Source organism: Methylobacterium nigriterrae, assembly GCF_037106235.1.
Taxonomy (GTDB): Bacteria; Pseudomonadota; Alphaproteobacteria; order Rhizobiales; family Beijerinckiaceae; genus Methylobacterium; species Methylobacterium nigriterrae.
Map to the genome: position 1 here is coordinate 92,058 of NZ_JBAWTG010000008.1, position 14,388 is coordinate 106,445.

Consider the following 14,388-nt stretch of genomic DNA (forward strand, 5'->3'; position numbering starts at 1 on the left):
GCGAAAGGTCGAAGACGAGATCTAGGGGTTGAGGCGCACCGGCGCTACGGCTCCTCGTCCTCGGCGGCCTCGACCTGCGCCGCGTCGGCCTCGCCGAGGATCTCGGTCTCGGCGTTCTCGCCGCCCTCGGGCGCCTTGTCGCGCACGTCGACGATCTGGGCCCCGGGGAACCGGGACAGAACCTCGCGCACGAGGGGGTGGGCGGCGGCGTTCTGGTGGCGCGTCTCGGTCGCGGCGCGGGTGCGCGATTCGAGTGTCGGCGCGCCGTCCTCCTTCGAGAGCGCCACGATCCAGCGGCGGCCGGTCCACGCGTCGAGCGCGCGGGCGAGGTCGTTGGCGATCGAGGGCCGGCCGCCCTCGGCGAGCCGGAACTCGATCCGTCCCTCCTCGAAGCGCACGAGATGCACCTCGCGCTCGAGCGCCGTCTTCAGCCCGATATCCCGCTTCTCGTCGGCCAGCGCCACGACATCCTCGAAGCGGCCGAGGCGTGGGCCCGCCGGCTCGACCGGCGCGCGCTCGACCGGCACGGCACGTGCCGGGGCGGGACCGCCCGCCGCCGCGAGGGCCGGGCGCGCCGCCGGCTCGGCCGCGACGATGCCCTGGACCGGCGGGAGGGGACGCGGCGCGACGCCCGCCGGCATCGGGGCGCCCTGGCCGAGCGCATCCGCCTTGAGTTGGCGCAAGGCCTCGTCCGGCGTCGGCAGATCGGCCGCGTAGGCGAGGCGCACCAGCGCCATCTCGGCGGCCGCGAGCGGGCGCGTCGCCGCCTGCACCTCGGGGATCGCCTTGGTGAGGATCTGCCAGGCCCGCGAGAGCACCCGCACGGAGAGCGCCTGCGCGAAATCCGCGCCGCGTCGCCGTTCCACCTCGCTCAGGGTCGGGTCGGAGACGGCCGCCTCCGGCACGAGCTTGAAGCGGGTGACGAGGTGCGTGAAGCCCGCGAGATCCGAGATCACGACCGACGGATCGGCGCCGGCATCGTACTGCGCCCGCAGCTCCGCGAAGGAGGCGGGGATGTCGCCCCGCATCACGGCCTCGAACAGGTCGACGATGCGGCCGCGGTCGGCGAGCCCGAGCATGTCGCGCACGCCCTGCGCCGTGACCGCGCCAGCGCCGTGCGCGATCGCCTGATCGAGGAGCGAGAGCGCGTCGCGCACCGAGCCCTCCGCCGCCCGGGTGACCGACGCCAGCGCCTCGTCCTCGGCGCTCACGCCTTCGGCCGCGCAGATGCGGGCGAGGTGGGCCGAGAGCGTCTCCGCATCGACGCGGCGCAGGTCGAACCGCTGGCAGCGCGACAGGATGGTCACCGGGACCTTGCGGATCTCGGTGGTGGCGAAGACGAACTTGGCGTGGGGCGGCGGCTCCTCAAGCGTCTTCAGGAAGGCGTTGAAGGCCTTTTCGGAGAGCATGTGGACCTCGTCCACGATGTAGACCTTGTAGCGGGCCGAGACCGGCGCGTATCGGATGCCGTCGATGATGCCGCGAACGTCGTCGATGCCGGTATGCGAGGCGGCGTCCATCTCGAGCACGTCCATGTGCCGCGATTCCATGATCGCCTGGCAGTGGAGCCCGAGCTCGGGCATCGCGATGGTGGGGCCGGTATCGGGCAGGCCAGCGCGGACGTAGTTGAGGCCGCGGGCGAGGATGCGGGCCGTGGTCGTCTTGCCGACGCCGCGCACGCCCGTGAGCATCCAGGCCTGGGGAATGCGGTTCGCCGCGAAGGCGTTCGCCAGCGTGCGCACCATGGCGCCCTGGCCGATCAGGTCGTCGAAATCCTTGGGACGGTACTTCCGGGCGAGGACCCGATAGGGCGTCGCGGCGGGCGCCGGAAAACCGGGAAGACCCGGCTCGTCGTCAGGCGTGCCGAGGGTCGCGTCCATGCCGCCTTGGCTGATGTTGCTGCCCGGCTCGCCCGGGCGTGGCGAACCGCGGGCCTCAAGGCGGTGGGAACGGGTGGGAGGCTGACAAAGACCCGCTCGGTCTCGTTAGGGCTGCTTCCTTCCGGACCTGACCCGGTTGGCGAGTGAAACGTCCCTCACCAACCTCCCGACGCCTATATGGCGGGGCGTCGGCGCGAAGGCAAGCCGCGCCCCGCGATCAGGCCCTACTCTGCCTCGCGCTTCACGATCGCCATGGTCTTCGGGTCGAGCTTGAGATCGAACTTCTTGCCGCTGGCATCGATCGCGTCGTCGACCTCGATCATGCCGTCGTCCAACTCGATTTCCTTCCACTTGGTGAAGCCTTCCTGCTTCAAGAGGGCCTCGACCTTGGCCTGCTGGTCCGGAGCGAGCTTCTGGTCGGCCATCGCCGCGCCAGCGAGGGGCAGGGCAAGAGCGAGGGCGAGGGCGAGGGCAGCTGTGGTGAGGCGCATGGCGGTCTCCTGTCTGGATCGGCGGGCGGTGAACCGACGAGCTTTCGCGCGGTTCCCCAGTTGTGTCCGCAACGATCGCCACATACGCTTCGTGACGGACACCGAGGACGCTCCCGCATGGTCACCCGCGTCGCCACCGTCGCCTTCGAAGGGATCGAGGCACGTGCCGTCGACGTGCAGGTCCAGATCATCCCCGGCACGGTGAGCTTCAACGTGGTGGGCCTGCCCGACAAGGCGGTCGCCGAGTCGCGCGAGCGGGTGCGCGGCGCGCTGATCGCCTCCGGCCTCGCCCTTCCGGCCAAGCGCATCACGGTCAACCTCGCGCCCGCCGACCTGCCGAAGGAAGGCTCGCATTACGACCTGCCCATCGCCCTCGGCGTGATGGCGGCGATCGGTGCGCTGCCGGGCGACGCGCTCGCGGGCTATTGCGTGCTCGGCGAACTCGCGCTCGACGGGTCGATCACGCCGGTCAGCGGCGTGCTGCCGGCGGCCATGGCGGCCAACGCCCGCGGCCTCGGGCTGATCTGCCCGGCCGCGACCGGGCCTGAGGCGGCCTGGGCGGGCGGCGACCTCGACGTTCTCGCGCCGCGATCGCTGATCCAGCTCGCCAATCACTTCAAGGGCAGCCAGGTCATGGCCCGCCCGGTCCCGGCCATGGCCGCACCCGCAGGGCCGATGCCGGACCTCGTCGACATCAAGGGCCAGGAGGGCGCGAAGCGCGCGCTGGAGATCGCGGCCGCGGGCGGCCACAATCTGCTCATGAACGGGCCTCCCGGCGCCGGCAAGTCGATGCTGGCTGCCCGCCTGCCGTCGATCCTGCCGCCGCTCTCGCCGCGTGAGCTGCTCGACGTCTCGATGATCCAGTCGGTGGCGGGTCTTCTCAAGGACGGGGCCCTCTCGAATCGCAGGCCCTTTCGCCAGCCGCACCACTCGGCCTCGATGGCCGCGCTCGTCGGCGGCGGCGTCAATGCGCGTCCCGGCGAGATCTCGCTCGCCCATGGCGGCGTGCTGTTCCTCGACGAATTGCCCGAGTTCAATCCGCAGACGCTCGATTCCCTGCGCCAGCCGATGGAGACGGGCGAGGTGATGATCGCCCGCGCCAACCACCGGGTCACCTATCCGCCGCGCTTCCAGCTCGTCGCTGCCATGAATCCCTGCCGCTGCGGGCAGGCGCTGGAGCCGGGCTATGCCTGCCGCCGCGGGCCGAACGAGCGCTGCATGGCGCAGTACGGCGCCCGCATCTCGGGGCCGCTGCTCGACCGGATCGACCTGCGCATCGAGGTCGCGGCCGTGACGGCGGCGGACCTGATCCTGCCTGCGCCCGAGGAAGGCTCGCGGGAGGCCGCGATCCGGGTCGCGGCCGCGCGCGCGGTGCAGACCGAGCGCTACGCGGCACGCGGCCTTCCCGAGGGCACCACCAACGCGACATGTCCCGCGAGCGTGATCGAGATGGCGGCGGCGCCCGATGCCGACGGCGCCGCCCTGATCCGCAGCGCTGCCGAGAGCCTGCGCCTCTCGGCCCGCGGCTTCCACAGGACGCTGCGGGTGGCCAGGACGCTCGCCGATCTCGACGGCGGCGGTCCGGTGCGGCGCATCCACCTCGCCGAGGCCCTGTCCTACCGCGCCCGCGCGGAGCGGCCGGCCGCCGCGGCGTGATCCGGTCCGCCGGACCCTTCGACCCGAGACGGTTTCCTAGGACGTCCGGGTGGTCGCTTCGCGATGCGGATCTCGGCGTCGCGCGGTCTCAGGGATCGAGTTCGGGGTAGCGCCGGAAGATGCCCTGCTCGTTGAACGGAAGGCGCCGCTCGCCGGCGAGGTAGGCCGCGATGCGCGCGGGCGCCGCCGGACGGCTGCATGCAGTCCCGCGAGGCCGGGATTGTCGGCGAGCGCGGCGGCGGTCGCTCTCGGGAAGGCGTAGGTCAGCCCGTCGACGAGCTGGAACAGCGACAGGTCCGCGTAGGAGGTTCGGTTGCCCGCGAGATGCCGGCCGCCGTTGCGGGCCAGCACATGCTCGAACCACGCGAAGAACTCGGGGATGCGGTTCCGGCGGAAGTCCTCGGCGCGGCGGGCCGCCTCGATCTTCTGGTCCTCGTAGGCGAGACCGACCGCGATCGGGTGGTGCGTGTCATGCGCCTCCGCGACGACGTCGGCGATGGTGAGCTGGACCCGATGCGTCCAGATCCGGTCGGCCTCGTCGTCGCTCACGAGCCCGAGGCGCGGCCCAAGGTAGAGGAGGATCGCGGCCGTCTGCCCGACGATCGTGTCGCCGTCCTTGAGGAAGGGCGGGGCGTAGGAGGGCCGGCGCACGGCAGGATCCTCCATCAGGCGCATCATCGCCGGGATGCCCTGGCCGTCCTCCTCGCGCCCTCGGGCAACGTCGACGTAGTCGGCGCCCGCATCCTCCAGGGCGAGGCGGACGAACTCCCCGCGCCCTTGGAGCGTCGGCCAGTAGTAAAGCTCGTAAGCCATCGCGCCCTCCTCGACCCGATGGGTCAAGGCCGGTGACGCGGGATGGTTGCCGGGCTGGCGATCAGTGCTGCTGCTCGGCCTCGCCGGGATCCGCCTTCTCGACCGGTGGCTCGGCGCTCGCGACGGCCTTGCGCTCCAGCAGCGGCTGGAGGCGCGCCGCGAGTTCCTGATCAAGATGCTTGGCGTAGGCGCCCTTGAAGTAGCGTCCGCCCGAGCCTGCGCCGTAGAAACGATCGTGGGCCTGCACCATCGCGTCGACCTCGGGCCGGCACAGGAAGCCGATCACGCCCGCGGCCTGATACCAGCGGCCCGCGCGCGCATGGTTCATCGCGGCGGGGTTCGCCATCACGGTGTCGGCGAAGCAATCCGTCGCCGCCTGCTGGAGCGGAGCCAGGACGCGCTGGGCGTCCGGATGCTCGCGCGTGCCCGAGCGTGCATCGGCGGCCGATGCGAGGAAGACAGTGACAATACCGAAGAACAGTGCCTTCATCGGAGGGAGCCTCGAACCGGTCCGGACGAGGCGAAGTATTCTCCACAGAATGCGTCTGGAACAGGGCCGCGGCCGCTCCAATCGCGGCTGAAAAGCGTTTGTTCGGCGGCTGTCGCCGGGCGATCACAGGCGACGCTATGCCCGTCCGAACGATAACGTTATCTTCACCGCGCTCAGGCTCAGCCGCGGCGCTCGGCGTTCCACTGGCCGCGGCAGCCCCCGCCGCTACCCGTCGTCCAAGTCCCGTTGCCGTAGCCCTGCCGGCCGAGGCGGCCCACGACGTTGGCGCTGTCGGACCCGCGCGAGATCGTCGCCCGCACGACGCCGTTCGGCGCCACGCGCCCGCTGATCGTGAAATCGCCGCCCGGATAGCGCGCCTCGCCGCGCTGGATCTGCACGCCGTAGCGATAGGCCCGATCGCAGGAGCCCTCCGTGGTGATGACCTCGATACTCCAGCTGCCGTCGTAGCCGTCGGGTACCTGGGCCTTCTTGCGCGCGGCATCGGCCGTTTGGCTGCCGGCAGCCACGAGCGTGAGGGCGCCCGCGGCGAGGATCGCAAATCTCATGATGTCCCGCATCTCGAAGCTTGGTCGTGCCAAGAACTGGTCAGCCCCCGATCGGTTTCAAGCCGTGCCCGCGCAAACGCGTCGCGGCATGTCCTCAAGCCCTGGTCGCCCGCAGCATCGCCTCCTTGAGTAGCGCCAGCAGGTCGCAGCCGGCGTGCAGGAAGGCGTGGACGCCGGCTTCCTTCAAAGGTCCGGCAAGGTCCGACGGCTTGCCGGCCAGATAGATCGTCCCGGCCCCGGCCGCGGCGAGGGCCTTGGCGGCGTCGATGCTCTGCGTCCCGTAGATCGTGTCGGACGAACAGATGCAGGCCAGCGTGGCGCCGGAGTCGCGGAAGGCGCGGGCGAGGGTCTCGAGGTCCAAGAATCCGTCGTTGCCGGGCGCCTCGATGCCGCCGGCTGCGAAGGCGTTCGCCGCGAATGTCGCCCGCGCGTTGAAGGCCGCGATCGGGCCGAGATTGGCGAGGAAGACAGAGGGGCGACTGCCCGTGCGCTGCCCGTAGGCGTCGGAGGCGTCGCGCAGGGCCTCGAAGGGCTCGGCGAGGCGTTGGCTCGGGAGGGCATCGCAGGCGACGGCCTGTCCCGATCCGAAGCCGGGCTTCGGGGGCGCCGTCGCGGCCTCGACGTCGAGCACGGTCACGGGCTTCTCGGCGAGGAACGGGAATTCGGTCGCGCCGGTCAGGGCCTCGCGGCGCGTCGCGACGTTGCGGGTGCGTGTCGCGCGGATGTCCTCGACGCGCCGCTGCAGCTTGCCGAGGCTCAGGCTCGCGACGATGCCGCCCTCGCGCTCGATCGCCTGGAAGGCGTCCCAGGCGGCCCGGGTCAGATCCGCCGTTAGGCTCTCGAACCCGCCGGCGCCGGCCGCAGGATCGGCCACCTTGGCGAGGCTCGATTCCTCGATCAGGACGATCTGGCTGTTGCGGGCGACCCGGCGGGCAAAGCCGTCCGGCAGGCCGAGCGCCTGGGTGTAGGGCAGTGCGGTGACGGAATCCGCGCCGCCGAGCCCGGCCGAGCAGGCTGCCATCGTGGCGCGCAGGATGTTCACGAACGGATCGCGGCGGGTCATGGTGCGCCACGCCGTCTCGGCGTGCAGGCGCAACGGCTTCGCCTCCAGCCCGCAGGCTGCCTCGACGTGCGCCCACAGACGCCGCATCGCCCGGAACTTCGCGATCGTCAGGAACTCGTCGGAATCCGCGACGAGCAGGACGCCGATCGCGTCTCGCGCGCGCGACAGGTCGTGCCCGCCGGCTTCGAGGGCGCGCAGATACGCCACCGCCGTGGCGAGGACGGCGCCGAGTTCGGCCGCCTCGCTGGCGCCGGCCTCGTGGTAGGGCCGTCCGTCCGCGAGGAGAGCCCGGCCCGTGAAGCCCGCAGCATCGAACTCAGCGAGCGTCGCCGCGAGCTTCGGGGCGATCTCGGACCAGACCGCGCCGAGGCTGCCGGTCGCCGCGAGCGTCCCGACCGGGTCGATGCCGAGGTCGAGGTCGAGGGTGCCGAGGGCCTCGCCCCGGCGCTCCGCCAGGTTCCTGACGAGGTTTGCCGCCTCGAGCGCGCGTCCGCCCGCGTCGAGCCGCAACGAGACCAGGGGGAGCATCACGCCCCGGAGCGCCGCGTCGAGGTCCTCGGCCGTGGCGGCGGTGAGCCCGAAGCCGCGGGAGGCGGGCGCACCGGCGAAGACCAGGGTCAGCGCGTCGGCGCCCCCCTCGAGATCGGCGAGCGCGAGGGCGCTCGCGTTCGCGGCGTCCGGATGATCGGCCCGCTGGGAGACCCGCCAGGGGCCCGGCGCCCGCATCGGCTGCGCCACGGGCTCGGCCGGCTCGTACAGGGGCTCGATGCGCAGCCCGTCGGCGGTCTTGGAGACGAGCCGCTTCTCGAAATCCGCGCCCTTCAGAACGCCCTCGACGAGGCCGAGCCAGCGCTCGCGCGTGGCGGGCTCGAAGAGGTCGGCGAGCGGTCTGTCTTCCATCGTGCGGGCCTTGCATTCGCGCAGGCGCCGGGCCTGCAGGTCGTCGGGCAAGCCCTGGCACGACGGCGCAAGCGAGGCAATCGGCATCAGGGCGGATGCGCGTGCCTGCCCACCATCGTCAGCCGAAGATGATCAGGCCTGCGAAACCCAGCGAGCCGACGATGATGCGCCACCACGCGAACAGCCAGAAGCCGTGGCGCGAGACGTAGTCGAGCACGGTCCGTACCACGATCAGGGCCGAGACGAAGGCCACGACGAAGCCGATCACGATGAGGCCGAGATCGTCGGAGGAGAGGTTCTTGTAGTTGTCGAGGAGATCCTTGGCGAAGGCTCCCGCCATGGTCGGCATGGCGAGGTAGAACGAGAACTCGGTGGCCGAGCGCTTGTCGGCGCCCATCAGCATCGCGCCGACGATGGTCGCGCCCGAGCGCGAGACGCCCGGGATCATGGCAAGGCACTGGAAGATGCCGATTTTCAGGTCCATCGGCAGGGTGAAGTCGTACACGTCCGTCTTCGTCACCTCGAGGTCGGTGTCGTCGAGGACGAGGAGCACGAGGCCGCCCGCGACGAGCGTCGCGCAGACGATCCAGGGGTTGAACAGGTACGCCTTGATCATCTTCGAGAAGATGCCTCCGATGATGGCGGCCGGCAGGAACGCGATCAGGATGCCGATGACGAAGCGGCGCGCCTTCGGATCGGTCGGCACCGCGAGTGCGACGCCGACGAGGCGCCGGAAGTAGACGGCGAGGATCGCCAGGATGGCGCCGAGCTGGATCAGCACCTCGAAGGTGTTGTTGGGCGAGTGGAACCCGATGAAGTGGCCGACGAGGAGCTGGTGCCCCGTCGAGGAGACCGGGATGAACTCGGTCGCGCCCTCCACCACGGCGAGCACGATCGCCTTCGCGATGCTCATCGCATCCATCATCTCGCTGCCTCGACGGTTGGGTTGAGCGGCCCGGAAGCCGGGCGTCCGGAATGGATCGGAGCGCGGAAACGCACCGGCCGCGAGCGTTTGCCGATCACGGTTGACGGGCGGTTACCGACACCAGCGCAGCGTGTTAATGAGGCGGCAACGATCGAGCAATAACTCTAATCCGGCGCTCGGTCCCGCAGGGGCTCTCGCAAGGCGCGTCCCGCCGGCAGATCCACCCGTCCGACTACGGCCTCGATGGCGACGCTTCACCACTCTCCCTTCTGCCCGAATTCCCGCTTCATCCGCCTCGTGCTCGCCGAGATGGGCATGGAGCCGGTCCTCGTGGAGGAACGCCCCTGGGAGCGGCGCGAGGAGTTCCTCCTGCTCAATCCCGCCGGCACGACGCCGGTCCTAGTGGAGCAGAGCGGGCTCGCCGTGCCGGGCGCCGGCATCATCGCCGAGTATCTCGACGAGACCCGGGGCCTGGGCCTGAGCGGGCGCCGCCTCCTGCCGGACACGACCGCCGAGCGGGTCGAGGTGCGCCGCCTGCTCGACTGGTTCCTGGTGAAGTTCGACGCCGAGGTGACCGGCTACCTCGTCACCGAGAAGATCTCCAAGCGTTTCATGACAAGTTCCGACGGCGGCGGCCCGCCGGACATGAACGCGATCCGGGCCGCGCGCATCAACGTGCGCTATCACCTCAAATATGTCGGCTACCTGATGGCCCGCCGCCGCTGGATCGCGGGCGACCATCTGACCTATGCGGATCTGGCGGCCGCGGCCCACTTGAGCTGCGTGGATTATCTCGGCGACGTGCCATGGGACGAGGACGAGATCGCGAGGGACTGGTATGCGCGGGTGAAGTCGCGCCCGTCCTTCCGCGCGCTCCTCGCCGACCGGGTGCCGGGCATGGCTCCGGCCGACCATTACGCGGACCTGGATTTCTGACCGATCGCACGATCTATCAAGGGGTTGAGCTGCGCCGGCTGGTCGAGGCGCGGGCCCGGCACCTCGGCTTCGACGCCCTGCGCGTGACCCGGCCGGACGCCGTGCCGGACCTGCCGGGGCGTCTCTCGGCATGGCTCGAAGCCGGCGCGCAGGGCGAGATGGGCTGGATGGCCGAGCGCGCCGATCAGCGCGCAGACCCGAGGGTCCTGTGGCCCGAGGTCCGCACCATCCTCATGCTCGGGATGAGTTACGGGCCCGACGACGACCCGCTCGCGCTCCTCGGGCAGCGGGCTCACGGCGCCATCGCGGCCTACGCGCAGCGGCGCGACTACCACGACGTGATCAAGGGCAAGCTGAAGGAACTCGGCGGGTATCTCGCGGCGAAAAGCGCCTGTCCGGTCAAGGTCTTCGTCGACACCGCGCCGGTCATGGAAAAGCCTCTCGCCGAGGCCGCCGGGCTCGGCTGGCAGGGCAAGCACACGGTGCTGGTCTCGCGCGCGCTCGGCAACTGGCTGCTTCTCGGGGCGATCTATACGGGCGCCGAGATAGAGCCGGACGAGCCGGAGCGGGACCATTGCGGGACTTGCCGGCGCTGCCTCGACATCTGCCCGACGGACGCCTTCCCGGCGCCGTATCGGCTCGATGCGCGCCGGTGCATCTCCTATCTGACGATCGAGCACGCCGGCCCGATCGCGCCGGAATTCCGCGCGGCGATCGGCAACCGGGTCTTCGGCTGCGACGATTGCCTCGCCGTCTGCCCCTGGAACAAGTTCGCCGAAACGGCCCGCGAGGGACGGCTCGCGGCGCGCCCGGACCTCGCCGCGCCGCCGCTCGCCGAGCTCGCGCGGCTCGACGAGGCGGGCTTCCGGCAGCGTTTCGCGGGAACGCCGGTGAAGCGCACGGGGCGCGACCGCTTCCTGCGCAACGTGCTGATCGCGATCGGGAATTCCGGGTCGCGCGCGCTCGCCGACGAGGCCGTGCGCTGCCTGCGCGACCCGGCGCCGCTCGTGCGCGGCATGGCGGTCTGGGCCTGCGGACGGCTGCTGGCCGCGGCCGAGTGCCGCGACCTCTTCAGGGACCACGCGTCCGGCGAAACGGACGCGCAGGTGCTCTCTGAGTGGCGGGCCGTGCTGGAACAGGGCAAGGATCGGCGGTTAAGCAGGGAGCTTTCATGAACCTCTTCGTCTTCGGCCTCGGCTTCACGGCGCGGCGCTTCGTCGAGCGCGAGCGCGGGCGCTTCGGACGGATCGCCGCCACCGTGACGGAGCCGGACAAGGCCCGGGCGCTCGCCGCGCAAACGGCACAAACCATGTACGCTTTCGCAGAGAACCGCGACGATCCCGCCATCGCGGCCGACCTCGCGGATTGCGACGCGCTCCTCGTCTCGGCGCCGCCTGGCCGCTGCGGCGACTCGGTCCTGGCGGCCCATGCCAGTCACATCCGCGAGAGCCGGATCCGCTGGATCGGCTACCTCTCGACGATCGGGGTCTACGGTGACCAGGGCGGCGCCTGGATCGACGAGGCGACGGAGCCGTCGCCGCGGAGCGAGCGCTCGCGGATGCGGCTCGCGGTCGAGCGGGACTGGCTGGCGCTGGGAGCCGAGACCGGCAAGGCCGTCCAGGTGTTCCGGCTGTCGGGGATCTACGGGCCGGGCCGCAACCCCTTCGTCAAGCTGCGCGAGGGCAAGGCGCAGCGCATCATCAAGCGGGATCAGGTCTTCAACCGGATCCATGTCGACGACATCGCGTCGAGCCTCGCCGCCTCGCTGGATCGGCCGCGCGGCGGCGGCATCTACAACGTCACCGACGACGAGCCGGCGCCGCCCCAGCTCGTGACGGAATATGCCGCGGATCTCGCCGGCCTGCCGCTGCCGCCGGCCGTCGACTTCGAGACGGCGGAGTTGAGCCCGATGGCGCGCAGCTTCTACGGGGAGAACAAGCGGGTGCGCAACCGCCTGATCCGGGAGGAGCTCGGCGTCGACCTCGCCTACCCGACCTATCGGGAGGGGCTCGCCGCGCTCGTCGACGACGCGCGGGGCTGATCAGGACGAGGGCGCCGGCCGCAGCGGCGCGCGCGCGAGGCCCGCGGCCGTCAGCAGCCGGAACAGGACCCGGCGGAAGGCGCGCGGGCGCTCGACCGCGCGGGCCGCGGCGTAGGAGGCGGCCTCGGCCACGACGAGCGCCGCGACGAGCGTCGCGAGCGTGCCGGCAAGGCCCTGCGCCAGCCCGAGATGGGCGCGCAGCGAGAAGACCAGCGTCATCACGGGTACGTGTATGACGTAGAGCGTGTACGAGAAGCCGGCCGCTGAGCTCCATCGCGAGAAGCCCCGCGCGGCCGGCCCGTCCGCGCTCGCGAGGCCGAGGAGGTAGAGGGCGACGGGGATGCCGAGCAGGGCCTGGTAGGCCAGGAACAGCGATCCGTCGCTCATCGCGTCGATGAAGCCCGGATGCCCGACGAAGAGCAGGGGCGCGGCGAGAAGCGCCAGCAGGGCAGGGCCGAGCCAGGGCGCGGCGGCGAGCGCGCGCAGGCGCGCCTGCCCGCCGAGGAGGGCCGCGGCCGCGCCGGCCGAGAACAGCGCCAGCGATTGCAGGTAGAAGAAGCGGTCCGCCGTCAGGGCGACGAGCCCGAGCACGGCGAGCCCCCCGAGGAGGCGGCGAGCGCCGCGGGCGACGTAGGCCAGCGCCGCGAAGGCCGCGACCGCGTAGAGGTAGACCTCCTGGCGCAGCGACCACAGCGCCCGGTCGATCACGAAGGTGGCGTCGCCCGGCGCGAAGGTGAGGGTGATGCCGCGCAGGAAGGCGACCGCGTCGAGCCGATAGGGATCGCCGGTCTTGGTCAGGAGCGGCAGCCCGTTCTGCCCGAGCCAGCCGACCGCGAAGGTCACGAGGATCGCGAGCACCAGCGGCGGCCAGATCCGGGCGAGGCGGTGGACCGCGTAGGCCACGCCGAAGCGGGCGCCGTCGGCGGCCACGAGCCGGACGAGGCTCGTGGCGATGACGAAGCCGGAGAGCGAGAAGAACACCATCACGGCGAGCCGCCCGAACCATTCCGCGGCGGCGGCACCGGGGCTGTGGACCGGAAAGAACGCCATGCCGAGGCCGTGGCTCACGAGCACGACCTGCGCCGCGAGCGCCCGCACCCCGTCGAGCGCCTCGTACCGATAGCCACGCATCGCGCCGACTCCGTGAGCGGGCGGCCCCGTCGCGGACCGCCGCCCGCGGCGATGCAGGGCGATTGCGGCGGCAGCGCGGCTGATCCCGCCCGATCCGCTCGTGTCAGCGCGGGGTGTGGCTCCGCCCGCGCAGAACCAGCGGGTAGACGTGCCAGAGGCCGACGAGGAGCGCGAGGGCCGCCGCGGCCGCCGCGGAGCCGGCGGTCGCCGAGCCGGCGACCTTGGTCACGACGACCCCGAGATCGGCCGCGATGCCGAGCGCCAGCGTCACGCTCGCGGCGAGCAGGAAGCGGCTCCCGATGGTCAGGAAGCCCGGCGTGTCCTCGCCTGCGTAGACGATCCGGTGGAAGGCGGCGGGCGCGATCAGCCAGATCACGGTCAGCATCAGGAACCCGAGCGCGGCGAGATGCACGAGCTTGGCCGGGAAGGGCAGTTCCTCGAACGCGTCCGTGAAGGTGATGACGAGCTGGAAGCCGAGCAGCGCCTGCGCGCCGGGCAGGATCACCCGGGCCTCCGTCAGCATCTGCTCGACCTTCTGCTCCAGGGGCGTGTGCTCGCCGTCGGGTTCGCTGTGGGTCATGGCACGCTCCCTGTCTCCGATGGTGCGGGCCTTCAGGGCCTCGAGCCCGTACCAGAACGCGAGCGCGAGGCCGCCGGCGACGAGGCCGGCTCCGATGGCGGCGGCAAGGCCGAGGACCGGCTCGACGGCCAGGAACAGGTCGGCGCCGAGGGCGAGGGCGAAGGGGGCGAGCGACAGCCCCGCAAAGTGCCCGATGGCGCCCAGGATGCTCCGCGTGTCCCGGCCGCGCTCGACCATCCGGTGCCGCACGGTCGGCGTGATGAGGAGCGCGACCGTCACGGCAATCAGCGCCAGCGCTGCGAGCCAGACGACGCGGTCATGGAGCGGGATGCGCTCGAAGCCCGGCCGGAATGCCGCCTGGAACTGGAAACCCAGCAGGATCTGCACGCCCAGGATGAGGATGCGCGTCTCGTCGAGACCGATCTTCACCTTTCTGGACAGGGACATACGCGACAACCGGGCAATGCGGGCCGGGCTGTTGCAACAGAATATGGCCGCGCTCGGTTCCCGCGCGATCGGGCATCGCCGATGATCCGGGAACCCGGGTGCCACATCCCGAGCGGGCCCGCCGCCTTGCCGCGGGCGCCCCGCTCACGGCGGCGGGAACTGGCCCGTCCCGTTGCAGAGCTGGTGCTTGAACCGGCCGGTCCCGTTGCAATCCCAATGTTCGACCGGAACGCTCCCCTGGCTGCACTCGGGATTCGGACAGGGGACGTAATCGCCGTTGCTGTAGACCTGCCCGCTCCCGCCGCAGGTCGAGCAGGCCCCTCGGACGCGGCCGGTGCCGTTGCAGGCCTCGTCCTTCACGTAACCCGTGCCGCCGCAGATTCCACAAATACCCATCCGGCAATCTCCAAGACAGTAAGTCCATGATCGATCCGGATGATTTACTGGTCAACAACCGATAAAATGAAGA

Annotated in this window: 13 protein-coding genes, 1 other RNA gene and 1 pseudogene; 4 read left to right on the forward strand and 11 right to left on the reverse strand. The window is 71.3% G+C overall.

Going from position 1 to position 14,388, the window contains the following annotated elements; translation table 11 throughout:
- Window positions 1-44 precede the first annotated feature (44 nt).
- The 3 genes from WDW90_RS07455 to WDW90_RS07465 form a co-directional block, all read right to left on the reverse strand.
- Window positions 45-1,880 (reverse strand): DNA polymerase III subunit gamma/tau, encoded by a 1,836-nt coding sequence (locus tag WDW90_RS07455; RefSeq protein WP_336486709.1) that lies wholly within the window; start codon window positions 1,878-1,880, stop codon window positions 45-47.
- A gap of 72 nt (window positions 1,881-1,952) precedes the next feature.
- Window positions 1,953-2,048: signal recognition particle sRNA small type (ffs, locus tag WDW90_RS07460), an RNA gene on the reverse strand.
- A gap of 56 nt (window positions 2,049-2,104) precedes the next feature.
- Complete coding sequence (locus WDW90_RS07465) at window positions 2,105-2,371, reverse strand: PepSY domain-containing protein (RefSeq protein ID WP_336486710.1); 267 nt, start codon at window positions 2,369-2,371, stop codon at window positions 2,105-2,107.
- 117 nt (window positions 2,372-2,488) lie between these two features.
- Between WDW90_RS07465 and WDW90_RS07470 the strand changes: the two genes are divergently transcribed.
- The gene (locus WDW90_RS07470; RefSeq protein WP_336486711.1) at window positions 2,489-4,027 is read left to right on the forward strand and encodes a YifB family Mg chelatase-like AAA ATPase; all 1,539 of its coding nucleotides are present in this window, start codon (window positions 2,489-2,491) and stop codon (window positions 4,025-4,027) included.
- 88 nt (window positions 4,028-4,115) lie between these two features.
- Here WDW90_RS07470 and WDW90_RS07475 read toward each other — a convergent pair.
- From WDW90_RS07475 to WDW90_RS07495, 5 genes and pseudogenes are all read right to left on the reverse strand, one after another.
- Window positions 4,116-4,840 (reverse strand): annotated as a pseudogene (locus WDW90_RS07475) (glutathione S-transferase).
- A 61-nt stretch (window positions 4,841-4,901) separates the two neighbouring features.
- Window positions 4,902-5,330: a hypothetical protein gene (locus WDW90_RS07480; protein WP_336486713.1), complete on the reverse strand. Its 429-nt coding sequence runs from the start codon at window positions 5,328-5,330 to the stop codon at window positions 4,902-4,904.
- A gap of 179 nt (window positions 5,331-5,509) precedes the next feature.
- Window positions 5,510-5,896 carry a hypothetical protein gene (locus WDW90_RS07485; protein WP_336486714.1) on the reverse strand — a complete coding sequence of 129 codons (387 nt, stop codon included), beginning with the start codon at window positions 5,894-5,896 and terminating at the stop codon, window positions 5,510-5,512.
- Between the two features lie 94 nt (window positions 5,897-5,990).
- Entirely contained in the window at window positions 5,991-7,859 is a 1,869-nt protein-coding gene (locus WDW90_RS07490; protein WP_336486738.1) for a methylmalonyl-CoA mutase family protein, read from the reverse strand.
- 118 nt (window positions 7,860-7,977) lie between these two features.
- Window positions 7,978-8,781, reverse strand: coding sequence for an undecaprenyl-diphosphate phosphatase (locus tag WDW90_RS07495; RefSeq protein ID WP_336486739.1), 804 nt, complete (start codon window positions 8,779-8,781; stop codon window positions 7,978-7,980).
- A 246-nt stretch (window positions 8,782-9,027) separates the two neighbouring features.
- Here WDW90_RS07495 and WDW90_RS07500 point away from each other — a divergent pair, with 246 nt between their 5' ends.
- Genes WDW90_RS07500 through WDW90_RS07510 form a run of 3 tightly spaced genes read left to right on the forward strand, consistent with a single transcriptional unit; the run spans window position 9,028 to window position 11,761 of the window.
- Window positions 9,028-9,720, forward strand: coding sequence for a glutathione S-transferase family protein (locus WDW90_RS07500; RefSeq protein ID WP_336486715.1), 693 nt, complete (start codon window positions 9,028-9,030; stop codon window positions 9,718-9,720).
- Window positions 9,721-9,749: 29 nt separating this feature from the next.
- Window positions 9,750-10,895 carry a tRNA epoxyqueuosine(34) reductase QueG gene (gene queG, locus WDW90_RS07505; protein ID WP_336486740.1) on the forward strand — a complete coding sequence of 382 codons (1,146 nt, stop codon included), beginning with the start codon at window positions 9,750-9,752 and terminating at the stop codon, window positions 10,893-10,895.
- On the forward strand, window positions 10,892-11,761 hold the full coding sequence (locus WDW90_RS07510; protein WP_336486716.1) for an SDR family oxidoreductase: 870 nt from the start codon (window positions 10,892-10,894) through the stop codon (window positions 11,759-11,761). The genes queG and WDW90_RS07510 overlap by 4 nt, the downstream gene beginning before the upstream one ends.
- Here WDW90_RS07510 and WDW90_RS07515 read toward each other — a convergent pair whose 3' ends face one another.
- From WDW90_RS07515 to WDW90_RS07525, 3 genes are all read right to left on the reverse strand, one after another.
- Window positions 11,762-12,892, reverse strand: coding sequence for an acyltransferase family protein (locus WDW90_RS07515; protein ID WP_336486717.1), 1,131 nt, complete (start codon window positions 12,890-12,892; stop codon window positions 11,762-11,764).
- 103 nt (window positions 12,893-12,995) lie between these two features.
- A complete protein-coding gene (locus WDW90_RS07520; protein ID WP_336486718.1) occupies window positions 12,996-13,919 on the reverse strand; it encodes a DUF6328 family protein in 924 nt (307 codons plus the stop codon).
- A 144-nt stretch (window positions 13,920-14,063) separates the two neighbouring features.
- A complete protein-coding gene (locus WDW90_RS07525) occupies window positions 14,064-14,315 on the reverse strand; it encodes a hypothetical protein (protein WP_336486719.1) in 252 nt (83 codons plus the stop codon).
- Window positions 14,316-14,388 lie beyond the last annotated feature (73 nt).